This window comes from Funiculus sociatus GB2-C1, from assembly GCF_039962115.1.
Classification (GTDB): Bacteria; Cyanobacteriota; Cyanobacteriia; order Cyanobacteriales; family FACHB-T130; genus Funiculus; species Funiculus sociatus.
The window spans coordinates 237,983-261,886 of record NZ_JAMPKJ010000001.1; the positions used below are offsets into that span (position 1 = coordinate 237,983).

Consider the following 23,904-nt stretch of genomic DNA (forward strand, 5'->3'; position numbering starts at 1 on the left):
AAGAATTACAGCGTTTCTCAGTTGGGTGGAATATATCGCGGTTCTGACGTTCGGTCTCCCTTGGTAGGGACATGGCATTGCCATGTCCCTACAGATGTATTGCACCCAACCCTTGAATCGTTGTAGTAGTAGGTTGGGTAAGGTTCCAAGGGGCCAGCCTACTAGCTTTTTATCGTTCCATATGCGCTTCTAACAACTTTTGCGCTCTTGGCTTGTAAATCAAATAGAACAATGCCTCAAGATAACGCAGCAAATCCTCCCGTTTTTCCTTAGAGGTAAAGTTCCAGAAACCATAGATTCGAGCTAGAGATAGCAGCTTGGTGGTGTGAATTTTCCACGTATAGGTGCTGTAAACTCGATCGATAGCCCGCGTAGAAACTTCATACCAGTAGTTAGGATTCTGGTCGCATTTGGAGACAAACTCCAGCATTATTTCTGCCATTTCTTCTAAGTTCGTCGGGTTAATGTAGAAACCGTTAAACTTATTCTGAATAATTTCCAACGGCCCACCAAATTTCGTGGCAAAAGTTGGTAAACCGGAAATCATTGCTTCCAAAATTGTCAAACCAAAGGCTTCAAACAAAGCTGGTTGAACAAAGACACCTTTACGATCCGCAATTACTCGGTAAATTTCCCCAGAGTCGGTTTTCGATAGGCGGACGGCTAACCAGCGAATTTTACCTTGCAAATTGTACTTTTCAATAATTTGGTAAAGCTTTTCAATTTCGTCGCGTTCTTCGTTGTCGCTGGAATCTTCAACGCGCAATTTACCTGCAACTAAAATTAGGTTGCAACGTTCTTGCAATGCTTCACTTTTACCAAAACATTCTGCTAAACCTGTGAGGTTTTTGATGCGGTCGAGACGCGCTATTGAGAAAAGAGGGCGTTTGCTGGGGTCATCAAGTTTACCAAAGGCTTGCTCTGGGTCTTCAAGGGTAAAGAGCAATTCGTCCAAGCGATCGCGATCGCTCATCACCCGATCTTCCACGCGCGAGTATGGAAAATAGTAACTCTCGTTTACCCCAGGGGGTACCACGTTGAACTTAGGACTATATAGCTCAATCCCGTTCACCACATGATACAAATCTGGCATTGTGAAACACTTGTAAGACTCATACTGTCCTACACTATCTGGCGTTCCCACAATTTCCTGATAGGTACTGCTGATGATAAAATTCGCCGCATTCATCGCAATCAAATCGGCGGTAAACTGTAGGGAAAAATGATATTTATCATCTAAGTCTTGCCAGTAAAGGTTACTGAAAAGATATTTTGATTTTTCCAGTGCGTGGGCAATGTTACACTGAGTTACTTTCAAGCGACGTGCTAACAAAAATGCAACTATGTTGCCATCAGTGTAGTTGCCAACTATCAAATCTGGTTTGCCTTGAAATTCTGCAAGCAGTTCTTTTTCTGAATCAACGGCGTAGGTTTCCAGATAAGGCCAAAACTCAAACCGGGAAATCCAGTTATTAGTCAACTTGGGATTAAATTCCCGCAAAGGCACCCGCAAAATCCAGGCATTTTCTGTGCCGTGAACTTTTTCTAACCGTTGGTTACACAGGGTGCCATCACTATTAGGAATCAGACGGCTGAGAATAATTACTTTTGCTTCTACACCCAGGACATCCAACCCAGCTAGCGTGATATCTTCCTGTAGTTGCTGTTCTAAGCTTTTAGCTTGGTCGAGGACGTAAACTACTTGTCCGCCAGTGTCCGGACGCCCCAAAACTCCTTCTTGTCCAAACCAACCATGAGCAGACACCAGGACGATCCGAAAGACCATCGGGATGCGGGAAACGAAGGCTTCTAGGGTTTGGTGATCGGGGGAGTCGATGAGTTCATCGAGGATTTCTAGAGTTTCCCGCACACGTCCGGCGGTGTTACCCCATCCGGGTTCAAAACCCAGGACTTGCAACTCATAGCGAAATTCTTCGTAAGGTTGCTCGGATGGGCGATCGCTCACAAAGCTGATCGCTTTCTTGATCCCATCTGAGAGTTGTTGCTGCGATTTAATCCGCCCGTTGATCAGCAGTTGCAGTCCGTTGTAGGAGTGGACGCTAAGAAATTCATACAAACTCTCCAGCCATTGTTTGGGGTCTTGGAAGAGTTTGCTAGATAAATATCGGTTGAGATACTCCACCCCCTTCCCAATGTTTTTGGGGTCGCGGATTGTCGGGGTGTAGTCGTAAAACGGTTGAAAATCTAGTTCGAGGATATCGCCTTCGCTGGGATGGAAGCGGTTAACCAAGCGATCGCGCACATCCAGCAATTCCTGCACCGTCATCTGGTCTACGCTCAAATCTTCCGACAGCCGATACACTTCTTGAGAAGCAATCGTAGGACGAACAATCAGGCAAAAATTTCCATCCTCCTGAATAATTTCCTGGGTGTAATAAATCAGTTTTCCCAAATGGGAGGAGTGGTAAAAATGTTCCGGCTTCTGGTGCTTGGTGCAATATTCCCCAAACGCATTAACGATATCGTTACGCAGTAAGTATCGCTTTTCCTGTTGACGTAACTCGCTGATAAACTGACGGATATCACTTTTTTCATCACTGTCGAGAACGGCCTGGATCAGCTCTGACATGAAAACTCCAAATTGATGAATAGTTTTACAAGACTAAATTACATAATCCCATTGGTAGTCATCCTCCCTCTGGAGGATGGAGAGTAAGGAAGTAGGCAGCACCCATATAGTTATAACACCTATCATAGGGTGTAAATTTTGCTACCAGTCCCAATACTGTTCGCATAGGGTGAGGGGGAGAGTTCCGCATACGGACTCTGGGTCATAGGGTTCGGTTAGAAGCTCAAAAAACCGACGTTAGCGTAGGGAATGGAAACCACGCTTGTACGCGGGAGCATGGCGTTTGAACAACGGATGCTGTTGGGGTTTTATAAACCTGATTAGTTCGTAGGAATGGTTAAGTGATTACGAAACCCAACGAATTCATAAGTGTTGTTTAGTTTCACCTTGTTCAACCATCCCTTACTAGGGCGTAAAGGCTAAGAGCGTGTTTGAAAAGGTATTGTCTGTAATATTTCGCACTCAGCAATCCCCCTTTTTAAGGGGAAACAGCCTCAAAGTCCCTCTTTTCAAGGGGTATTTTATACGGCTTGATGCAGCCAGTGAGACTTTTAAAATATCCTCTAAAATGCTAGGTTTTTAAAATTCGCGGAATCAAAATTTATTTTTTATAATAGGCATTATTTTACCCAACTAATTAGCGTTTTTGGGTTACTTTTACTAAAGTTTAGCGTTTCTCAGTTAGGTAAAATATATCGCGGTTCTGACGTTGGATCTATCAAAATATCGCACTTTTGTAAGGGCTTTCGGATTGCGGCAATCAATTTGTAGCAAATCCGTAAAATATTGGTTTTGCAAAACAATGGGAAGGCGGTTTTTATCTAAATAAAGTAACAAAATAGCGATAATAGCCTCCCCTTCGGGCGTTCCGAATCAAGGGATTGGAACCCCAAAGTATGCTTAACTATTTAGCAGCTTTAACTGGATTCATCGAACGCTCTAAGAAACTAAAAGTGCGTGAGGAAAGTAATGTTAATGCCAAATAAATTAAAGCAACAGCAGCGTAAATTTCAAAGGCGCGATAGTTATTTGCCACAATTAATCGCCCTTGTTGGAATAATTCCTCAAATCCAATCACCGCTACTAAGCTAGTATCTTTGAGTAAGGTGATAAACTCGTTGCCCAAGGGGGGCAGCATCCGCCGTAAGGCTTGGGGAAAGATGACATAGCGCATTGTTTCCACTCTTCCCAACCCCAGCGACTGGGCAGCTTCTGATTGCCCGATGTCAATAGACTGGATACCTGCGCGGACGATTTCAGCAATATATGCGCTGCTATTGAGACTCAACGCTATCACTGATGCTGTTAGTCTTCCCAAATTGAAATTGATGCCAAAGCTTTGCATGAGAGCAGGTATGCCAAAGTAAATCATGAAAATCTGCACCAGCAAAGGCGTTCCCCGGAAAAAGTCAATATATGCTCTGGTTGCCCAACGCAGGGGCGCTATGGTTGAGAGGCGGGCAATTCCTAAAAGTGAACCGCCAATCATTCCTAAAAAGACGGAGAATGCTGTTAGATATAGCGTCACGAAAACTCCCTGCAATAAGTAGGGCATTGCGTTTAAGATGACGTTGGTAGCTTTTAGGGGAGTTGTTGATTTATCAAAGTTGAGTGTTTCTGGAAGTGGTGGGGCTTCGGCATTAAACCACTTCCGATAAAGGCGATTGTAGGTGCCATTTCCCAAGATAATTGCCAGCCCTTTGTTGATGTCATCTAAATAGGGAGAACCTTTAGGGGTGGGGATGCCATAGTATTCTTCTGTAAGCAGTTGATTGATAATTTTGATTGACTTGAGGTTGTTTTCTTTGATAGCGTAGAGAGTTACGGCAGCATCATTAATGGCGGCATCTACATTGCCGTTGATTAGTTCTTGAAGCACTAGCGGTGAAGAATCGAAGGTGCTAATTTTGGCACCAGGTATTTTTGCTGCTTCGGCTGCGCCAGTGGTGCCGATTTGTACAGCTACCTTCTTGTTTTGGAGACTTTCTAGGGAAGTAATTTCTGTGTTGTCAGCTTTGATGGCGATCGCTAACCCGGATCTGAAATAAGGACGGGAAAAATCTACCACTTTCTGACGTTCGGCGGTGATCGTCATGGCTGCGATCGCTGCATCGACGGTTTTCGCCTGCAAAGCTGGAATCATCCCGTCAAATTGCATCGTTACAAATGCAATCTCGAAATCAGACGCTTGCGCGATCGCTTTAAACAAATCTACATCAAAGCCGTCTATCTCGTTGTTTTCCCCCAGCAACTCAAACGGCGGATATGTAGGCTCTACTGCTACCTTAAGCGTGGTTTTTGCTTTGGCGAAACTGGCACTCAACAGAAAAATGCCCAAAATCAGCAGACAACTCAAGCCAAAAACTAAACCTTGGCGTCGCCAACGTGACTGAATGAATCTGTGCATTTGCCTTACCTGAGAGTGGAATTTCTACTAATGACGCGAAGCCGATTTGCTAAATCTTACAAAAATTCCGTACCCTAATATAATTTAATAATTACAATTACACCAGAAAAAACTATGGAGGATTCCACCCCGGCAATTGTCTTTGAAGGCATTGAGAAAAGCTTTGGTTCTCTCAAAGTCTTACAAGGAATTAGCGGTGAAATCCACCGGGGAGAAGTGGTGGCGATAATCGGGTCAAGTGGTTGTGGTAAGAGTACGCTGTTGCGCTGCTTCAACCGTCTGGAGACGATTAACGGCGGGCGTTTAGTTGTCAATGGGATAGATTTGTCGCGTCCGCAACTCAATCAAAAGCAATTGCGGAGGCTACGGGCGCAGGTGGGGATGGTTTTTCAGCAGTTTAATCTGTTTCCTCATTTGAGCGTGTTGGAAAATTTAATGCTGGCTCCGCGTTTGGTGTTAGGTAAATCTGGCTCTCAGATTGAGGAGCAGGCGCGATTTTATTTAGAGAAAGTTGGTTTAGTGGAGAAAGCAAAGGCTTATCCAGAACAGCTCTCTGGAGGACAAAAGCAACGAGTAGCGATCGCTCGCAGTTTGTGTATGAACCCCCAGATTATGCTATTTGATGAACCGACTAGCGCCCTCGATCCAGAATTGGTCGGGGAAGTGCTGGTGGTGATGCAGCAGCTTGCAGAAGAAGGAATGACGATGGTGGTGGTGACGCACGAGATGCAGTTTGCTCGCGATGTGGCGCATCGAGTATTCTTTATGGATCGAGGTTGTGTAGCGGAACAAGGTTCCGCAAGGGCAGTTTTGACTCAGCCAAAAAGCGATCGCTTGCGTACTTTCTTGAGTCGCATGAATTTCGCTGAGAATTTATCAAATTAATATACCAGCGTAATTAAGAAACTAACAAATGCTCATGTTGTGTTGGGTTTCCCTATTTAGCTCTACCTAATCTAAAATCATTATGTTTTGCCCACCATTGCCTACTAATTTCAGCAATGGTGGGCTTTCTAAACATGGTTAAATTGTTACCCAAGCGGGCAACAGCCTCATCGCAAATTTTCCGGGATATTCTCAGGTACAGTCCAGTAGTAAATTGTGTGCTGACGAGCAGGCCCTTGCACCTGTACCACACGCTCAGGTTTCCATTCCCCCATGTCGAAGTCATGGGAAACAATGCGGGTGCCTGGTTTGAGTTCTTTTAACAGCTTGGGCCGAAGTTTCACGTTAATATCAGGAAGCAGATAGAGCGTCACTACTGTTGCGTCGCTCAAATTAGTTTGAAAAAGGTCTTGTTGTAAAAATCGCACGCGGTCAGCTACACCCGCTTTTTGGGCATTGTCTTTACTTTGCTGAACCAGCTCTGGATTAATGTCTATGCCAGTGCCACGAGTGCCGAATTGTTTTGCTGCGGTAATCACAATTCTCCCATCGCCACTGCCGAGATCGTAGAGTACATCGTCACCTTTGACTTGTCCTACTTTTAGCATTTCGGCTACAACTTCATTTGGCGTGGGTACAAATGGTACATCTGCGGCACGTTCTTGGGTTTGAGGGCTGGGAGCAGGTGCTTGGGCTTGAACAGTGGGTTGGGCTTGAACAGTGGGTTGGGCTTGTGCATCGAATTCTCGTTGTTGGCTACAACTTGCAATGCCCAAGCTGACAATACTCACACTTGCAATTAATAACCTTGTGATTTGTTGTACTTGCATAGCATTTTTCTCCGTTTAAGTTATGTGGAAAACTGCTGGCATTTTGGGTAAGGGAAGCATTTTGAGGAGGGATGAACCGCAAAGATGCTATAGAGCAAGGGAGAAAACAGAGGAGAAACTTCAATGTTTCGTCTCTACAGGGGTAAATAGAATTTTGCCGTTCTAATGCTGCCACCGATTCCACAGCAATATCGGTACACCTGCTATCACTACGGCTACGCCTACAAGCGCCCCAATACCTGTGTAGGCAAGACTGGAATAAAGTAAATAACCGCAGATGAGGCAAAAAAGTAGGGGTGTTAGGGGATAGAAAGGGACGTGAAACGGTCGATTTATACCTGGTTCCCGCGCCCGTAAAACTAATAGGGAGACACCTGTCAGCAGGAAGAAGAACCAGAATACAGGGGCGGTGTAGTCTACCATTGTCTTAAAGCCTTCGCGTGTCAGGGTGCCAAGTAAGACTAAGGCTAAAGCGATCGCGCCCTGGACTAACATTGCATTAGTTGGCGTGTTGCTGCGACTTTTCCAGGTTCCCAGGAAGGCGAACAGCCCAAAGTCCTTTCCTAGTGCGTAGTTAGTACGCGCACCTGTAAAAATCGTGGCGTTGATTGCACCCAAGGTAGAAACAGCAATTAGTAAGCTGATAAACCAAGCACCAGTTTCGCCAACCGCATTACGCATCAAATCTGCTGCTACGGCTTCGGAATTTGCCATTCCCGCCAGTCCTAGCCCTCTGATGTAAGCGAAGTTGATCGCTAAGTATATCGCCGCGATGATGCCGATACTCCAAAGTAGCGATCGCACCATGTTTCGTCTGAGATTCTGCAACTCTGCCGAAATATAAGCTGCTTCGTTCCAGCCGCCATAAGACAACAGCACGAAAATCATCGCTAAGCCCCAATTTGTTTGCGATGTCGATGCAGCAGGAACCTCAGTAACGGGATTTCCAGCAGAAGTGAGTCCGACGACTATAACTAAGAGTAAGCCGAGGATTTTGGCGACTGAGAGCAAATTCTGCGCCCACTTTCCTTGCTGAACGCCGATGATGTTTAAACCTGTCAAACTGGCAACTGCGATCGCGGCGTAAAGTGATGGGGAATAATCGCCTAGTCGAAATAACTGGGAAGCATAATCCCCAAACACGAACGCTAAAAGCGCAATTGAACCTGTTTGAATCACTGTCATCCGCGCCCAAGCAAATAGGAAGGCAAGGTTTTTGCCGAAGGCACGCATCAGATAATAGTAATTGCCACCTGCGTGCGGATACGCCGTCGCCAACTCTGCATAGCACAAAGCGCCGACTAAGGACATTCCGCCGCCCAATAACCAAAGCAAAAGGGCGAATCCTGCACTACCTGCATTGGCAGCAACAAGGGCTGGTGTCTCGAAAATTCCTGCACCGATGACGATGCCAACAATCAGGGCGATCGCGTCTACAAATGCCAGCGTTGGCTTGGGGGAAGCTGCATTGCTCATTACTAAGGCTTGATTTGTCGAGCTATAGTTCGCACGTCTGCTCATAAATGGCACTATCATCCTTAAAGAGCGATCGTTGTTTTAAATGAAACTCGCTTTAAAATCCGGAGAAAGTGTAACCAACTCCTACTAAAAGTCCCACCTCTGTTTCATCAACAAAACCGACATTCACGGCAGCCGTCGCGGTAAATTGTGATGATAGCGGAACATCTACACCACCAGTAATTAGTGCGCCAATGGTGCTATCGTCACCAGTAGAAATTGCCACACCGCCACCGACATAAGGGGCTACACTAAATCTAGTTTCTTGTACTCCTTGAGTCGGGAAATCGACAGTTACGGGAATCAAAAACATTACATCATCGCCAATCAAAGCAGCGGGACGCAAAGACAAAGTTCTGGTAATTCCAATTTTGCTAATGACAGCAAAGGCACCTTCACTTAAAGTAGTATCGCCGCCAAAACCGATGTTACCAGCCACCCCAATATAACTAGGGCCAGAGCGTGTAGCTCTACCCGGTGTTACATTAACTTGAGCGACTTCAGGAGCAGCCGTTTCATTATTCTTGGTGGCTTCTGGGAGTTGAGACTTTGTTGGTTCAGCCCTAAGAGCTGATGCGGAATTGAGAACCGTTTTGTCTACAATTTGCTCTGGTTTTACAACATTATCAGCCTTTATTGCTGTTTGTTCAGGATTCAGAGCAATGTCAACTTGAGCTTTGTTAGACTCTGCTGATGCAGTAGATTCTTGCATATTCTCTGGCAATTCTGTCTGAGTGTTGGCAACAGAATCAACTTTTTGTTCAACAAAATTCGGATCTTGGTCAGATTTGAGCGGTGTGATCGCCTCTAGATTTTCAGCGGGTGAGGTAGCGATCGCATCCGTCTTTGGGGTGAAATCGCTAGTTTCAGCTAAAGCTGCAAAACCACTACCAACAACAGCTAGAGCTGCCAGACTGATTACGGAAGCAGTGCGTCTGAAATACATAATACTTTTAGTGAATCCTGAAACAAAAGTGTGTTAAAAAGACCTTACCCAATCAGAAACGTGAGGGGAAATTGCTGGAGAAACCAGCACCCTCGCGTTCCTTATTGGGTAGGCAATCTCCAATTCCTGCTATTTTTAAGTGTTAAAAACAAATGTGACTAGAAAGTGACAGAGGATTAGGAATTTAATTTGAGCGGCAGTTCGATTTGAAAAGTTGACCCTTGCCCGACTACACTGGAGACATTGATCCTGCCCTTGTGTGCTGCGACAATTTGTTGAGCGATCGCTAACCCCAAACCAAAACCGCCTTTAGCGCGACGATCGCTATCCGCCCGATAAAACCGTTCAAAAATATGGGGCAAATCCGCAGGGGAAATTCCAATCCCAGTGTCGGAAACTTGAATAATAGCCAGACGCGATCGCGTAAACAGTTGCAGTTGAACTTGACCACCAGCCGGAGTATATTTACAAGCATTACTCAGCAGGTTCATCACCGCCTGACGTAATAAATCTGCATCCGCTTGCACCTCCACACTTTTAGTCAGCAAATTACTAACGAAACTGACATTTTGTGCTGCGGCTTGCGTTGCATAGTTGTCTGCTAGATCCTGTAGCAAAATAGTTAGATTAATCTCTTTCACGCATTCCGGGGACAATGACCCATCATTACGAGCCAAAAACAGCAGATTACTAACCAGAGAACTCATTGATTTAGTAACATCAACAACCTTCTCTAACCGAAGACGTTGCTGTGAATTATCATCAGACAGCAACCCAACTTGTGCATTAGTCAAAATCGCCGCCAAAGGTGTCCGCAACTCATGAGAAGCATTCGCTGTGAAACGTTGTAGTTGGTCATAAGTCTGGCGAATCGGTCGCATCGCCAGTCCCCCCAAAAACCAACCAGCAAGGCTAATTATCCCCAAAGTGACAGGAACCGCCAGCGTTAAAAATAGCCGAAAATTATCCAGCTTAGCTTGACTGGACAATAGCCCAGTTGCAACCTGGAGATAACCAATTAATACACCTTTCTCGTAAACGGGTAGCGTTACCTGACGCAGCCCAGGTTTAGTAGCTATTCCCAGCGTCTTGTCGTTGGCGATTTTGATTGTTTCAAATCCAGCTGACACTGACAGCTGCTTTGTCGGAGGTATGCCAAAAAATTGCACCAGTTGCCCTTTAGCATCGTACCAACGCGCATACACCAGTTCACTATCCTGCGGCTGTAGGTTATTTCCCAACAGCGGCACATTTTCTAAATCTACCGCCCACGTACCATCGCGACGCTCATAATTCACGCTGGCTGCCATCACTTTAGTTTGTTTGTAAAGTAATTGATCCAGAGTTAAGAGCGTATCTGTAACTTCCAGATAGTAAACCACTCCCGCAAAGACAACCAAAATACTCCCCATTGATAGGGTGAACCAACGAGCCAAATTGCGACGGCTACGACCAAACATGAAAAATGAGGGGATTGGGGATTGGGGATTGGGGATTGGGGATTGGGGATTGGGAATTGGGGATTGGGGATTGGGGATTGGGGTTGGGAATTGGGGATTGGGGTTGGGAATTGGGGATTGGGTATTGGGAAAAAGTCTTACCTAGTCCCTATTCCCCAGTCCCCAGCCCCTAGTTCCTAGTCCCTAGTCCCCAGTCCCCAATACCTAGTCCCCAATCCCAAGCCCCCAGCCCCTTCATTTTTTACTTCCGGAAGAATTGATACGATAGCCCATACCATATACTGTTTCAATCCAGTCGGCTGCGCCAAGTAACTGCAAGCGTTGCCGCAGCCTGCGGACTAGAGTGGTTACAGCGTTGCTTTCCGGTTCTGTACCCCACTCCCATAAAGCTTGTTCAATCTGGTCGCGAGTTAAGACTTGATGAGGGTGACGTAGCAGGTACTCTAGCAACTGAAACTCGCGGGCTGATAATTGGACAGTTGTCTGTTCTCGTTCCACTGTCAGGCTATTTAGGTGGAGTTGTAAATCTTCCATGCGAAGGATATCTCCTTGCCAAAGTGGCGATCGCCTTCCCAATGCCCGCACCCGCGCCAACAGTTCTACAATATCTGTGGGTTTAACTAGATAGTCATCGGCACCAGCATCCAAACCCGTAACTTTATCTGGCGTGGTGTCTTTGGCAGTTAGCATTAACACAGGCGCGGTTTTACCTAACCGTCGATACTGGCGACAAAGGCTCAACCCACTAACTTTCGGTAACATCCAGTCTAAGATTAACAAGTCATAGTCTTTTTGAGACAGCAGCCATTGGGCAATTTCCCCATCTTCAATACCATCAACAATATGCCCAGCTTGCAACAAAGCAGCGTGCAGTGGCTCTAATTGTGCCGGGTCGTCTTCTACCAATAAGATTTTCATAAAGAGCTTTAGTGAAAAGTCTGTGCAAAAGAATCACCTACTATGTTGTTCAGGGTAAAGAAATTCATGACCTCAGTACGTCTTCCACCAGTCAGAATTTAAGCAACCGCACCAGAAAACAAACTGTTTTCGGTGAATATTCTTTTTCTTTTACTTTTTAACCTCTCGCCCCCTATCCCCTCTCCCCATGTCCTCGCCCCGCTGGTTACAAAAATTGCATTCTTTAGGGCTAGAATTTTGGTTGCCTTTACCCTTGTTGGGAATTGCCTTTTGGGTTGGAGGTGGGATATTGACAGACAAGGTATTGAGTCGTCCCTACGGGACAGTAGACAAGCTGCAAGCTGATACACAACTAGAGGTGCAGCTTTCGGTAACAGTGCTAGTAATCAAAGCTGAAATTAAAAAGAGTGAAGGGTTTACCAGAGTACAGGTTAAAACCACAGATTCTGCACTCAAAAAGTTGGAATTTGAGTTTCCGGTGACAGATTTAAGCGGGGTGGAAGCGATGATTGCTCAAGAACTAAAATTATCTCGTGAAGATGTTAGGAAGCTGGTGCGTTATCAAGTGAAATACTAAGTCAATTAGGTTGGGTTGAGGTGAGCGTTACCTAACACTAATATTAGTAGGTTAGGTTGAGCAATAGCGAAAACCAACCTACAGTTTTTCCTAACCGAAAAGTATTGTATTAAGAGCGATTTTCCCGACAGGGAGACAAAAATAGCTAATAGGGTACTCGTTCCTAGCTATAGGCTAGGATTGCTATATACACCCACAAGTTGTTTTTATTTGGGGCTAAACACGCCTAATGATGAATAATTTGATGCAGTTGATCTGCTTCTTCTAAGATTTTTTCAACTCCACCTTCGGCAATTCCTCTAACGTAGTTAATTTTGATTTCTTCTAGCATATCTATAAGTAATGATTGAATTTCTTGAAGGTTATGCTTTTTCTGTAACTCCTTCTCTAAAGCATCTCGAAAATTTTTAATTAGACGGCTGGATAGTTCTCCCACAACTGGATCTTCAAGAGCTTTTTTCAGATTACTGTATGTTGACTGAGATAAATCTTTCGCCAATCTCTCAGTAAACTGAGTAGGAAGTTGATTCAGACCAGGGATATTCTGAAGTTGTTGGTAAACTGGGGATTGATTTAGGGTACTTTTAAGAGTGTGATGCACTAATGCTTCTATGTCAGGCTGGATTTGGGGTAGAACGTCATAGACGCTGAGATTAACTAGACGGGTAGCGATCGCTTTCACCTCATCTGTATTATTTACCTGAATATAAGGGCGGCGAGTTTCCGGATGCAATAGCCAGCGTATCACATCACCCCGCCCAATTGACTCTTGCATCTGAGCTATTAATCGGATGCCTACAATTTCAGTTATTTCCTCAGCAAAATTAGCAACCAAATCATGATTAATTTCTCTTCTTACAAGCTCTAAATTTAATAAATCAGCTTGTTGAAGGCGAAGTGTTACAGGAATTACTCGTAGCCACCGCAAAAAGGGAAGTAGCAAGAAAATATCATACCATCGCCGCAGCATTCCTTTTAACCAATTTAACCCAGGAGAACGGCGACTGATAGAAAAAGTCCGAATCAAGAAGTCTAGAGCAAATACAATAACAAACGGCAAGTCAATCTGCCAGAAATTATCAATAAATTTCCCATTTGTTCCAATATTGCGATAGTAGTTAGTCTGAATTAGGGGACGAGTTTTGGTATTGAAAAAATTCAGCTCTTCTTGCCAACCTGCTTGGGATAGATATTCTTGACTCCAAAACAAGGCAAAGGCTTTATGGGAGGAGTTTATGTGAACGCGATCGCGTATCTGATTTTTAATTTTTTCCAAAAGTCCACTTTTATTCGCCACCGCAAACGGATTATCCTCAATCATTTCATTGCTGAGGCTACGCAATTCCTGTAATAAGTTTTCTACCGGAGACGACTGCAATCCATTTTGCAAAACTTGTGTTTCAAGTTCATCCACCTTGTTGAGATAGTTTTGCGTTTCTCGGTGCGGTTCAATACCTTTGATCGGGTCGTAAATTTGGGTAATACTTGTCCAGTGGTGAAGATAGAAATCGCGCCAGGATACATAGCTTAGGTCAAATACGACAAAGCAGAAGTTTACCAAGGCAATGATGGCGATTAATTTTCCCAGCCAGCGATTCTGAGTTTTATCCGGCTTAGTTATAGCCAATTTCGTTGTCATGATTTAAGTGATTCATCAAAACTAAGTAAGGCTAAATGAGTAGGGTTTTCTAGTAGGTCATTCGCAACTAAAAAACCTGCAATAGTCCACGTTTGATAATTCTTTGATTCCTTCCCAATCAATCGAGCATTCTTGCTATCGTAGTATTCCGGCCACCGATCCTGGCTTAAGCGATTTTGGGCAATATCAAAGGCTTTCTGGGCAAGTTCTATCCTACCCGTTTTCAGAGCCGCCGCAGTTAGGAAACAAAGTAAAACAGGCCAATTACCGCCATTATGATATGACCAAGGTGTATTTTTAGGATCGCAACCCGTGATGATTCGCCACTCCTCACCGTCAATCGCGGGGAAACAGATTTTCATTGGCATATATCCTACCAGATCGTCCCAACGTTGCTCGATTAAATTCATAATGCTTTGCGATTCCTTTTCGCTGGCTAGAGAGGTGACAATTGCCATCAAGTTTCCCAGAGCAAAAAAACGAAAATCCATCCTTCCAGGCCCAAGATTGCCTGCTAGATAACCTCCACTTTGTGGTAGCCATTCAGTTAACCAGCCAGGAATAGATTGGGCATAAATATTAAATCTATTTGCTACTTTTTTACCGAACTCATCGCCTTTATAGCGATAAATTTCATTTAAGCGCTTGAGGTCGAGCCAGTAATATTCTCGAACATGATAAGTAAGGGTTTGCAACCGTTGATTAAGACTATGGATGCAGGAATTAGTGCTATCATTTGGTACGAGCAGTTCACCAGCCGCACGTAAAGCTGCATAAAACAGCACCTGGATTTCTAAAGGATGTTCGTAGACACCCATACGGCGGTCAATCATAAAAGCTCCATCGGGAACTAACATCGTTGGGTACATCGCAAATCGATGAACTAAACAGAGTTCCAAAATCAATCTGATTCCTTCTTGAAATTCAGGTTGATGAGCAAAAGAAATATCGCCTGTGGCTTTCACATAAGCACGTAATAAGAGAATCCACCACAAGCAGGAATCAACAGGCGGAACTCTAGCGATCGCATCTTCCCCAAAATCAGCAGTTAAATAATATTCGCCATTTTGTCTTGTCTCAACTTTGAAGCTGGCTGGCATCAATCCTGGACCTGGCTTAAAAGAGTCCATTTGTGGTTCGTGACTCTGCAAAGCTAAAGTTGCCAGCAAAAAATTGCGGACAATTTCCGGCTTCCCGGCAATCAAAAAAGCCAGCGCTGAGGAGACAAAATCCCGAACAAAACACTGATCGTAATTTAGCGCCTCCGACTCAGGATCGTTAGCGGCTATCGTGCCAATGGGGCGACCATCATAATAAACAATAGACTTTTCAAGCCTTTCCCAAGCTTCTTTCAATAGTTCGCTTTTGGTATTCATCAATTACTTAGCCTTTTTTTATCGTGGAAAACAATACCGTAAGCATCCCAGGAAAAATGCCTGACAGCTAAATTTAAGGTGTTTCAGCGTTGCTAGATAACCCTCTATTCGTTCTGTCCTTTGTTGCTCCGGCTGCTGTGCTATGCCGGGGAGGACTATAGCCAGTAGGAATCCCAATAATAACCCGGCTGGGTTTGTTCTTGTTTTCACGGTATCTTTCTAATGCGTCTTTTCTTTATTGTTGAAAAAGGCTTAAGTTCAAATTTTATTACTTTCAACTGAAGCGTAATATCAGAGTTTACGGTAAAGCATTCAAGATGCGATTGCATCTTGCTAATGGAGGAACGCTCGCTTTGAATGTTACTGAGTAACTATGCCAATAGTTAGAGTTAAGAGTCCTCATAAACTGGGAAAATCCTTATGAGGAGAAATGGAAAGATGTCTGTCTTGTTTGGTGATTTCCTAGTCATCAATGGAACGATTCTAAGTGTCTACTTAGCTGTCTTTACATCGGTTATTGTGATTGAAGTTCCGGATGCGATCGCGATCGCTCAACTCCAAGTTGATGAAACTACGCCGCCCAATGAGCCAGAAAATCCGTTATTTGACGAGCAACAGGACGCTAACGACCCAATTCCCTCAGTTTCCCAGCTTATCTGACCTACAACCTGCTGATTGGGCTTTTCAAGCTTTAAAATCCTTGAATCAGGGGTATGGTTGCATTACTGGTTATCTGGATAAGACTTACCTCGGTAATCGGGTGCTGAGTCGCTACGAATTGGTCGCTGGTTTAAATGGTTGCTAAAACACAATTAATCAGCAGCTTGGGCTGCTTTTAGAACTTTTTTTAGAAGACATCGCTACTCTTAAACAATGGTGATTTTTTTGGCAGCACAATTATGATATTATTTAACTTCTAACCCATTTCAATAAGTCCCAATGTCGGGTAAAGGGTATAGACAAGCGCGATCGCGTCTCTAGGTGAACCCCATCTAGAATCGAAAATCGCATAACTCTGAATTTTAAGTCAATCTATCGATAGAGATAGCACTAATTATATTTGGGTAAACTTCTAATAGTGACCTTCTGAGTAGTCAATCTTGAGGAAGGCACAGGAATTTTGTCTAACTAAAGCTTCCACCCATCGTCAATTTGAAGTCGATTTCTGGGAATAGGGTGGGCAAAATCTCAATGGACATAAATCATTTGTTAGGTGCTTTTTACCAGAGGTAAAAGATATGTATCATAATGAATTTTTAAAAGAATATGCAGCACTTAATGAAGCAACATTGAGTGAAGAAAGAGCCAATGAGACACAACCCGATGTGGTCTCCCCGCCGAATTTTATATTTTGGAGTCCCATTGGCTTTGTCGTAGGCTGGGCAGTTCTTTATTTTATGCTGTCAAAAATTGGGATGGCTGCACGAGATGAAATTGCTGTTAACATAAAGCGCTTACATCAAGCTCCGTGTAAGAAATGCCAATTTTATTCAAACAACCATTACCTAAAATGTGCTATACACCCTTCTACTGTTCTCACTGAAAAAGCGATCGGTTGCTCTGATTATTCCCCAAAATAGCTAACCTTTCAGCTAACATAAAGCGGCATCACCAGAAAACATAGGCGATGAAAAATTTGCCTATGTTTTTTGTCACTCCTTTATCTTCATTCAGAATCTTCATTCAGCAATGGCTGGTCAAAAGTGGCGTTCTCTCATCCCAAAGACGCGCCGGAATATCGACTTCATCAAGCCAGGAAACAACTGATAAGCTGCTTTCGATAGTTTAGTTGTGCCAACAAGTACATCAGACTGTTGATGCTTGAGTGCCTTCCAAATTGCCTGTGCCACATCTTCAGGATTCTCTAGCACGGGACTATTTAGCGCTTCATCCACCAGTTGATAACGAGCGCTAGCAGTCTCCTCATTTTTACCGCGAAAGATTGCTCGCTCTGTTAGACGAGTGCTGATAAAATTTGGATAAATTCCACAAACCTGAATACCTTTGGGTGATAATTCTGCGTGCAGCGATTTAGTCAGCCCAGTAATAGCATATTTGCTAGTCGTGTAAGGTATTTGGTAAGGAATCGGCACGATCCCACCGATAGAACTGACGTTAATAATTGTTCCGGTATGCCGCTCCAGAAAATGGGGCAAGAGTGCATGGATTGTGTGAATATAGCCCCAAACATTCGTGTCTATGACCTGCTGCCAATCACTAAGCAGGAATTCCTCCACAGGGCCTAATGTAAAAATTCCTGCATTGTTGATCAGCACATCAATATGACCAAAATTAGCGATCGCTTTCTCAACCAAATTGTTCACCTGTTCGGGATATCGAACATCCGTGGAAATGGCGATCGCTTCTCGACCAAGCGATCGCACCTCAGAAGCGACAGCTTCTAAACGGTCAATTTGACGAGCTGCCAGTATAATGTCATACCCTTGACGGGCAAACAAAAGCGTTGTTGCTTTGCCGATGCCTTGAGAAGCACCTGTAATCAATACCGTGTCAGCCATATTATTATTTAAAGAGAATGCTGTCTTCCTCTATACAGTAGGTTGGGCATTGCCCACTCTCCACTGTCTTAGGAATTATTCAACATAAATCTGGCGGTTCATGTGAAATTTTTTTTCAAAAGCACAATACTTGCTTGAACGTACTTGAGGACTAATTAAATAAATCTCTTGGGGAAAACTGCGATCGCATAAACAATTGCGTAATGTAATAAGTGTTACCTTCCCGCCAAACCCCAATACCAGTCTCAGCGTATTCTGACCGCAGAATATTCGCACGATGTCCGGGACTGTCCATCCAACCTTTCACGGCTAACGGCACTGGTTGGGGAGCGTTGGTACTCTTAAACAGATTCTCGCCCACTACCCAGTAAAAAATTCCCCCAGCACGCACCCGTTGAGACAGGGTACTCCCCCCCGGACTAACGTGGCTGAAGAAGTTTTCACGAGCCATTTGCTGGCTGTAGTTGCGTGCAACCTGTGCTAATTTTTCGTTATTTTTAAGTTGATTCAAGCCATTTTGCTGACGAATTTCGTTGATGCGCTGACGGACTTGCGCTTCATCCCGTGCAGTGGCAGGTGATTGAGCTACGCTGTTGGGTAATGGCGGTTTTTCGGTTACGTCCTGCCCAGGTAAGCGCGGTAAAAAATCCGTGACAGGTTGGCACCCTGCCACAATTAAAGCGATGAACGCACCGGATATCAAACCTAGTCGCTGACGAATTATTTTCACACTCAAACTGTTGGTAGGCATACTCTTTGTTAACTACCGTTGAAATAAGCGATCGCGCTTATGGAAAGCATCCTCCTTAATTACATGGTAAATAATATTTTGCAACTACCGCATTTATTTTTTCAGCTTTGGGACTATTAGATATTCTCGATCAGTGGCAAAATGCTCCTTCTTAAAAGTTATCCTATTGGCTGGCGCGGAAAGTGGATAACTAACATAGAAATATCTGCACGACTACGCGCGATCGCTTCTGGCGCAATTCCTACGGCTGGCAAGCCAAATCTATCCGGATGGCTCCCACCAGTTAATATTAATAAATCATCCGTTTCCAGCATTCGAGAAACCTTTCCCACAAAGTTTCCCTGCACTCGCACAATTGGAACTTCTGGGCCAAATCCAGTTACTTCTAAATTTGAATTTGAGGAACGCCCAAAAGTTGTCGTTACCTGTAACAATTGCAGTGATGCCTTTAGTTCCACGGAAAGAGTTCGTGCCAGCTTCTCTGCTTGCCCAAATTTAGAGGATAATGTTTCTCTTTCAGTGAATGCTAAAAATACCCGTTTTGTATTCTCAATTGGGTGAGAAAATCGGGCGACTAACACTGGCACTGTTGCTCGACGCACTACATTATCAATTACACCGCCGAAGAAATTATCTCGATAGTTAGAATACCCTTTCCAACCACAAACGATTAAATTAGCATTACGCTCTTGGGCAGCTCGTATAATTCCCTTATCAACTGAGTCATCCACTCTACCAATTGGCTCAACTGAGGTTACAGAAGCATGAGCAATAGTTTCTGCTGCCGCTAATAACTGGATTTGCTGCGCCTTGGCATCAGCTGAAATTGGCCCCAAATTGTCAGTTAAAATGTGAAGCGGTAGTAAAGTTCCCCCAGCATTTTTAGTCAAAATCAGAGCAAGTTGCAATAGATTATCTTCAGTGTTGGGGTTAGCTACGGGAACTAAAATGCGATCGCCTAACTGCTGTTTTCCTCCGCTAGCCGGACTTGCTACCTCTGGCTTCATATCTCGCCCCCAACGGGCAGTAACCCAAGGCGAAGCAATACAGGTAAACAAAATCATGGCAATAATGCCATTAACAGTGACCTGATCCACCAATTTAATTTGGTAAGCTACCGTAACCGCTGCTAAAGTCGATGCAGCTTGGGCAACGGAAAGACCAAACATTACCATAACTCCGGGAAACTTGAAGCCAAAAATTTTACCAGATCCCCAAGCTGCGGCAAATTTACTAACTATTTCCGCCAAAATCATTACTGCGGCTACTAATAGCGATCGCGGTTCGCTCACTAATATCCCTGGATTAATCAACATCCCTACCGAAATCAGAAAAAATGGCACAAACAAGGTATTGCCAACAAACTGAATTCGATTCATCAGCGGACTAAGTTGGGGAATGATTTGAGTAATCGCAATTCCCGCCAAAAATGCCCCAATAATCGGCTCAATATCAATTAATTCAGCCGCATAAGATACCACAAATAAAGTTGCTAATACAAAAGTAAATTCTGCCCCTTCATCGTGACCAAAACGCCGGAAAAACCAACGACCAATTTTAGGAACTCCCCATAAAGTTGCAAAGGTATAAATGGTTAAAGCCGGAATCAGAAATAGCCAAAAACTAAGGTTGAGGCTGCCTTGGTGAGCTTTAACAACAACTGCTAGAACCAGAAGCGCTAACACATTAGTAATTAAAGTTCCTCCCAAAGTTGCAGTCACAACCTGAGTTCGCATAATTCCCAATTTTGTAACTACTGGCAATGCCAAAAGTGTATGGGAAGCAAAACAAGAAGCAACCAATATTGCTGCTAAAAAACTGTATCCCAAAAGCAGCATCGCAGCTGTACCCAATACCATCGGTAAAGCAAAGGTTGCTATTCCAAATATGGCTGCTTTATCTGCGTTGTATTTCAAATCGTCCAGGCTGGTTTCTAGTCCAGCCATAAACATCAGAAATAGCAATCCGACTGTGCCTAATAAAATGATGGTGCTATCTCGTTCTAAAACACCTAATCCATACGGCCCTACAACCACTCCGGCGAGGATTAAGCCGACAATTCCAGGTAGTTTAATCCGCTCAAATAATAGCGGTGCAACTAGCATAATCGCCATAATGGTCAGGAAAACTGGAACCGGATCGGTGATCGGGCCAGAGAACACTGAGGGAGTCAAAAACTCAGTAAGCGATCGCCGCCAGTTTTCCAGGTTTATCAAAATATTTCCCATAATTTTTCTAATTACTTTTTACTTACAAACACTTGTCATCTATACAAAGTCAGATGTATAAGCATCTCTCTGGGACTATTTTTTTGCAACAACAAACGTCTAGATTACCAAAAGTCTTACCGCAAAATTTACATCTGAGGTTAGATTGATTGATTGCATAGAACTTAACTATATAGGTAGACATAATTAAACTAAATATCTGCTCCATGTTGGGCCCTTGGAACCGCACCCAACAAACCCATGCCTACAAATAATTAGATACATCTACTTACCTGAACTAATCCCTACCCTAACTTGCTTAGATTGGATTTGCAGCATTGCTGTCATCTTGTTGTCATATTTGTTTGCCAAGATGTAAAAATCTGGGGATATTCATAAGTAGGCAATAAACCCTAGCCGTGTAATTTTTCATTAAACTGCTAGGGCAAGCATCTTGGAGCAAACAATATGATAGCAATAGCCAAAGAAAAACTGCTGGAACAACAGTGGCACCATTTGCCTGCGCCGGAAATTAGTAGTGAGTTAAACAGTAATTTAAAAACAGGTTTAGCATCTGCTGAAGTAGCAAAAAGACAGGAGCAGTTTGGCTCTAACGAACTCAAAGGTAAAGCCGGGAAAAGCCCTTTGGTGCGATTTCTTTTGCAGTTTAATCAACCGCTGCTGTACATTTTGCTAATTGCTGGTGCGATTAAAGCATTCTTGGGAGAGTGGGTAAATGCTTGGGTGATTTGGGGCGTTACGCTAATTAACGCCATCATTGGTTTTGTTCAGGAATCCAAAGCCGAGAGCGCGATCGCTGCCTTAGCTTCCTCAGTAAAAACAGACACAAATATCATCCGCAACTCATCAAAAGTACAAGTTCCTTCTACTGAGTTAGTACCAGGCGATATTGTACTACTCACCTCTGGGGACAAAGTGCCAGCGGATTTGCGTCTCGTACAAGCGCGTAACTTGCAAATCAATGAATCAGCCCTCACAGGCGAGTCAGTTGCTGTTGAAAAAGACACTCAACCAATTCAGAAAGACGCACCTCTGGCAGAGCGAACCAACATGGCTTATGCTGGCAGCTTTGTAACATCTGGCACCGGACGCGGTATTGTGGTTGCTATTGGAGAGGCGACAGAAACCGGGCGCATTTCCCAGTTAATGGATCGAGGAACGAATCTAACAACTCCGTTAACCCGCAAATTTGATAAATTCAGTCGAAAATTACTGTATATCATTCTGGGGATAGCCACATTAACGTTTGTGATAGGGCTGGGGTATGGCAACTCGTGGGTGGCAATGTTTGAAGCTGCCGTAGCCTTGGCTGTGAGTGCGATTCCCGAAGGATTACCAGCAGTTGTGACAGTGACGCTGGCGATTGGCGTTTCCCGCATGGCTCGCCGTCATGCGATCGTCCGCAAGTTGCCTGCGGTGGAAACTTTGGGCGGTGCTACAGTCATTTGTTCTGATAAAACTGGCACTCTAACTGAAAATCAAATGACCGTGCAAGCTATCTATGCAGGAGGTGAGAATTATACAGTTAGCGGCGGTGGGTATGTTCCAGAAGGGGAAATTTTCTTACATGAAAAGCCAGTTAATTTAAATGATTCCTCTGTACTTCAGGAATGTTTAAAGGCTGGAATTTTATGCAATGATTCGCGGCTGGAAACAAAGGATGGGCAATGGAGTGTTATTGGCGATCCAACTGAGGGAGCATTAATTGCTCTCGCTAAGAAAGTAGGATTTTCTGAGGAAAATGTAGAACGGGAAATGCCCAGATTGGATGTTATCCCGTTTGAGTCAGAGTTTCAGTACATGGCAACCTTACATAAGGAAGCTGGAGAGGTTGCTCAATCCAAAAGTCAAAATCAAAAATCAAAAATTGTCTATGTTAAAGGTTCAGTAGAAGCAATTCTTAATCGCTCTGGGCAGATGTTGGATGCACGAGGAAATCTTACACCTGTTGATAAAAATGCTGTGCATCAGGAAGTTGATGCAATGGCAACCGAGGGGTTACGGGTGCTGGCTTTTGCTAAGAAAAATGTCGATGTTAATCAGAATTCTTTAGAGCATACAGATATTGAAAATAATCTGATTTTTATCGGATTGCAAGGCATGATCGATCCGCCTCGAAGCGAAGCTATAAAAGCTGTGCAAGCCTGTCAAGAAGCGGGTATTCAGGTAAAGATGATTACGGGCGATCATGCAGTCACCGCACAAGCGATCGCTTCTCGCATGGGATTTAACAAAGATGGGGAAGTTTTGGCTTTCACCGGGCAAGAACTCACCCAAATGAATGAACAAGAATTGGCAAATGCGGTAGAACATGGAGCTGTGTTTGCCCGTGTCGCCCCAGAACAGAAACTTCGTCTCGTTGAAGCCTTACAATCCAAAGGTGAAGTTGTCGCCATGACGGGGGATGGTGTCAACGATGCACCCGCACTCAAACAAGCAGATATTGGAATTGCAATGGGGGGTGCTGGTACTGAGGTGGCGAAAGAAGCCGCTGATATGATCTTGACTGATGATAACTTTGCCTCGATAGAAGCTGCTGTTGAGGAAGGTCGTACAGTTTACCGCAATCTAATGAAAGCGATCGCTTTCATTCTTCCAGTAAATGGCGGGGAATCGATGACGATTTTGCTCAGCGTGTTATTAGCTAGAGAATTGCCGATTTTATCTTTACAAGTTCTCTGGCTAAATATGGTGAATTCCATCACCATGACTGTTCCATTAGCTTTTGAGCCTCCATCTGGGCGGGTGATGCAACAACCCCCGCGCCACCCCAATGAACCCTTGCTTTCGCGTCGTTTATTACAGCGAATCCTGGTAATTTCTGCCTTTAACTGGATTGTTATTTTTGGCGTATTTGAATGGATACGACAAACTACAGGAAATCTCGCTTTAGCCCGCACGATGGCAATCCAAGCTTTAGTAGCTGGTAGAATCTTTTATCTATTAAGCATTAGCAAACTCGGAAGCTCTATCATTGAGAAAATCAGTGGGAGAATTCAACGAATTAGCGATGCTCCAGCTATTCTTATTGGTATTGTCTGCACTGTAATTTTGCAGATAATCTTCAGTCAATGGAGCTTGATGAATAACTTATTCTATACAGCACCACTGAACTTAAATCAATGGTTAATTTGCCTGTTGGTGGGTTTACCAATGATTGCAGTAGCCTCCTTAGTTAATCGCTTTGACCCTCCTAACTAAGTCAGATGGAATACCCAAATGCTACGCCTTAACTAACCTACGCCGAACTTTATCCGAAC

General features: G+C 44.0%; 18 protein-coding genes. 6 read left to right on the forward strand and 12 right to left on the reverse strand.

The window, feature by feature from the left end; all coding sequences use genetic code 11:
• Positions 1–169: 169 nt before the first annotated feature.
• Together NDI42_RS01165 and NDI42_RS01170 are read right to left on the reverse strand one after the other, a co-directional pair.
• Positions 170–2,590 (reverse strand): sucrose synthase, encoded by a 2,421-nt coding sequence (locus NDI42_RS01165; RefSeq protein ID WP_190454298.1) that lies wholly within the window; start codon positions 2,588–2,590, stop codon positions 170–172.
• 904 nt (positions 2,591–3,494) lie between these two features.
• Complete coding sequence (locus NDI42_RS01170; protein WP_190454301.1) at positions 3,495–4,997, reverse strand: ABC transporter permease subunit; 1,503 nt, start codon at positions 4,995–4,997, stop codon at positions 3,495–3,497.
• Between the two features lie 114 nt (positions 4,998–5,111).
• Between NDI42_RS01170 and NDI42_RS01175 the strand changes: the two genes are divergently transcribed.
• On the forward strand, positions 5,112–5,882 hold the full coding sequence (locus NDI42_RS01175) for an amino acid ABC transporter ATP-binding protein (RefSeq protein WP_190454304.1): 771 nt from the start codon (positions 5,112–5,114) through the stop codon (positions 5,880–5,882).
• A gap of 167 nt (positions 5,883–6,049) precedes the next feature.
• On the opposite strand, the gene NDI42_RS01180 is transcribed toward NDI42_RS01175, so the two are convergent.
• From NDI42_RS01180 to NDI42_RS01195, 4 genes are all read right to left on the reverse strand, one after another.
• Complete coding sequence (locus NDI42_RS01180; protein WP_190454306.1) at positions 6,050–6,712, reverse strand: class I SAM-dependent methyltransferase; 663 nt, start codon at positions 6,710–6,712, stop codon at positions 6,050–6,052.
• Positions 6,713–6,874: 162 nt separating this feature from the next.
• The gene (locus NDI42_RS01185) at positions 6,875–8,233 is read right to left on the reverse strand and encodes an APC family permease (protein ID WP_190454308.1); all 1,359 of its coding nucleotides are present in this window, start codon (positions 8,231–8,233) and stop codon (positions 6,875–6,877) included.
• Positions 8,234–8,285: 52 nt separating this feature from the next.
• Complete coding sequence (locus NDI42_RS01190; RefSeq protein WP_190454309.1) at positions 8,286–9,176, reverse strand: hypothetical protein; 891 nt, start codon at positions 9,174–9,176, stop codon at positions 8,286–8,288.
• Positions 9,177–9,352: 176 nt separating this feature from the next.
• Entirely contained in the window at positions 9,353–10,636 is a 1,284-nt protein-coding gene (locus NDI42_RS01195) for a sensor histidine kinase (protein WP_190454311.1), read from the reverse strand.
• Here NDI42_RS01195 and NDI42_RS01200 point away from each other — a divergent pair.
• Positions 10,635–10,781 carry a hypothetical protein gene (locus tag NDI42_RS01200; RefSeq protein WP_190454313.1) on the forward strand — a complete coding sequence of 49 codons (147 nt, stop codon included), beginning with the start codon at positions 10,635–10,637 and terminating at the stop codon, positions 10,779–10,781. The two genes, NDI42_RS01195 and NDI42_RS01200, sit on opposite strands and share 2 nt — an antisense overlap.
• Positions 10,782–10,870: 89 nt before the next feature.
• Here NDI42_RS01200 and rppA read toward each other — a convergent pair whose 3' ends face one another.
• Positions 10,871–11,554 carry a two-component system response regulator RppA gene (gene rppA, locus NDI42_RS01205; RefSeq protein WP_190454315.1) on the reverse strand — a complete coding sequence of 228 codons (684 nt, stop codon included), beginning with the start codon at positions 11,552–11,554 and terminating at the stop codon, positions 10,871–10,873.
• 187 nt (positions 11,555–11,741) lie between these two features.
• Here rppA and NDI42_RS01210 point away from each other — a divergent pair, with 187 nt between their 5' ends.
• Positions 11,742–12,131, forward strand: a complete 390-nt coding sequence (locus NDI42_RS01210; RefSeq protein WP_190454319.1) for a hypothetical protein — start codon at positions 11,742–11,744, stop codon at positions 12,129–12,131.
• A gap of 226 nt (positions 12,132–12,357) precedes the next feature.
• On the opposite strand, the gene NDI42_RS01215 is transcribed toward NDI42_RS01210, so the two are convergent.
• Positions 12,358–13,770 carry a hypothetical protein gene (locus tag NDI42_RS01215; protein ID WP_190454322.1) on the reverse strand — a complete coding sequence of 471 codons (1,413 nt, stop codon included), beginning with the start codon at positions 13,768–13,770 and terminating at the stop codon, positions 12,358–12,360.
• Positions 13,767–15,146 carry a glycoside hydrolase 100 family protein gene (locus NDI42_RS01220; protein WP_190454325.1) on the reverse strand — a complete coding sequence of 460 codons (1,380 nt, stop codon included), beginning with the start codon at positions 15,144–15,146 and terminating at the stop codon, positions 13,767–13,769. Before NDI42_RS01220 ends, NDI42_RS01215 begins: the two co-directional genes overlap by 4 nt.
• 438 nt (positions 15,147–15,584) lie before the next feature.
• On the opposite strand from NDI42_RS01220, the gene NDI42_RS01225 reads away from it, so the two are divergent.
• Both NDI42_RS01225 and NDI42_RS01230 read left to right on the forward strand, forming a co-directional pair.
• Complete coding sequence (locus tag NDI42_RS01225; protein ID WP_190454329.1) at positions 15,585–15,806, forward strand: hypothetical protein; 222 nt, start codon at positions 15,585–15,587, stop codon at positions 15,804–15,806.
• A 578-nt stretch (positions 15,807–16,384) separates the two neighbouring features.
• The gene (locus tag NDI42_RS01230; RefSeq protein ID WP_190454333.1) at positions 16,385–16,726 is read left to right on the forward strand and encodes a hypothetical protein; all 342 of its coding nucleotides are present in this window, start codon (positions 16,385–16,387) and stop codon (positions 16,724–16,726) included.
• 117 nt (positions 16,727–16,843) lie between these two features.
• Here NDI42_RS01230 and NDI42_RS01235 read toward each other — a convergent pair whose 3' ends face one another.
• From NDI42_RS01235 to NDI42_RS01245, 3 genes are all read right to left on the reverse strand, one after another.
• Entirely contained in the window at positions 16,844–17,665 is an 822-nt protein-coding gene (locus NDI42_RS01235; RefSeq protein ID WP_190454336.1) for an SDR family NAD(P)-dependent oxidoreductase, read from the reverse strand.
• A 151-nt stretch (positions 17,666–17,816) separates the two neighbouring features.
• Positions 17,817–18,416: a CAP domain-containing protein gene (locus NDI42_RS01240; RefSeq protein WP_190454339.1), complete on the reverse strand. Its 600-nt coding sequence runs from the start codon at positions 18,414–18,416 to the stop codon at positions 17,817–17,819.
• Between the two features lie 158 nt (positions 18,417–18,574).
• Positions 18,575–20,644, reverse strand: coding sequence for a cation:proton antiporter domain-containing protein (locus NDI42_RS01245; RefSeq protein WP_190454343.1), 2,070 nt, complete (start codon positions 20,642–20,644; stop codon positions 18,575–18,577).
• Positions 20,645–21,091: 447 nt separating this feature from the next.
• Between NDI42_RS01245 and NDI42_RS01250 the strand changes: the two genes are divergently transcribed.
• Positions 21,092–23,845 (forward strand): cation-translocating P-type ATPase, encoded by a 2,754-nt coding sequence (locus NDI42_RS01250; protein ID WP_190454345.1) that lies wholly within the window; start codon positions 21,092–21,094, stop codon positions 23,843–23,845.
• Positions 23,846–23,904: the final 59 nt, after the last annotated feature.

Bases quoted from the DNA above. Each gene is read 5' to 3' on its own strand.
- NDI42_RS01165 (WP_190454298.1), bottom strand. From the start codon at position 2,590: ATGTCAGAGCTGATCCAGGCCGTTCTCGACAGTGATGAAAAAAGTGAT.
- NDI42_RS01170 (WP_190454301.1), bottom strand. From the start codon at position 4,997: ATGCACAGATTCATTCAGTCACGTTGGCGACGCCAAGGTTTAGTTTTT.
- NDI42_RS01175 (WP_190454304.1), top strand. From the start codon at position 5,112: ATGGAGGATTCCACCCCGGCAATTGTCTTTGAAGGCATTGAGAAAAGC.
- NDI42_RS01180 (WP_190454306.1), bottom strand. From the start codon at position 6,712: ATGCAAGTACAACAAATCACAAGGTTATTAATTGCAAGTGTGAGTATT.
- NDI42_RS01185 (WP_190454308.1), bottom strand. From the start codon at position 8,233: ATGAGCAGACGTGCGAACTATAGCTCGACAAATCAAGCCTTAGTAATG.
- NDI42_RS01190 (WP_190454309.1), bottom strand. From the start codon at position 9,176: ATGTATTTCAGACGCACTGCTTCCGTAATCAGTCTGGCAGCTCTAGCT.
- NDI42_RS01200 (WP_190454313.1), top strand. From the start codon at position 10,635: ATGAAAAATGAGGGGATTGGGGATTGGGGATTGGGGATTGGGGATTGG.
- NDI42_RS01195 (WP_190454311.1), bottom strand. From the start codon at position 10,636: ATGTTTGGTCGTAGCCGTCGCAATTTGGCTCGTTGGTTCACCCTATCA.
- rppA (WP_190454315.1), bottom strand. From the start codon at position 11,554: ATGAAAATCTTATTGGTAGAAGACGACCCGGCACAATTAGAGCCACTG.
- NDI42_RS01210 (WP_190454319.1), top strand. From the start codon at position 11,742: ATGTCCTCGCCCCGCTGGTTACAAAAATTGCATTCTTTAGGGCTAGAA.
- NDI42_RS01215 (WP_190454322.1), bottom strand. From the start codon at position 13,770: ATGACAACGAAATTGGCTATAACTAAGCCGGATAAAACTCAGAATCGC.
- NDI42_RS01220 (WP_190454325.1), bottom strand. From the start codon at position 15,146: ATGAATACCAAAAGCGAACTATTGAAAGAAGCTTGGGAAAGGCTTGAA.
- NDI42_RS01225 (WP_190454329.1), top strand. From the start codon at position 15,585: ATGTCTGTCTTGTTTGGTGATTTCCTAGTCATCAATGGAACGATTCTA.
- NDI42_RS01230 (WP_190454333.1), top strand. From the start codon at position 16,385: ATGTATCATAATGAATTTTTAAAAGAATATGCAGCACTTAATGAAGCA.
- NDI42_RS01235 (WP_190454336.1), bottom strand. From the start codon at position 17,665: ATGGCTGACACGGTATTGATTACAGGTGCTTCTCAAGGCATCGGCAAA.
- NDI42_RS01240 (WP_190454339.1), bottom strand. From the start codon at position 18,416: ATGCCTACCAACAGTTTGAGTGTGAAAATAATTCGTCAGCGACTAGGT.
- NDI42_RS01245 (WP_190454343.1), bottom strand. From the start codon at position 20,644: ATGGGAAATATTTTGATAAACCTGGAAAACTGGCGGCGATCGCTTACT.
- NDI42_RS01250 (WP_190454345.1), top strand. From the start codon at position 21,092: ATGATAGCAATAGCCAAAGAAAAACTGCTGGAACAACAGTGGCACCAT.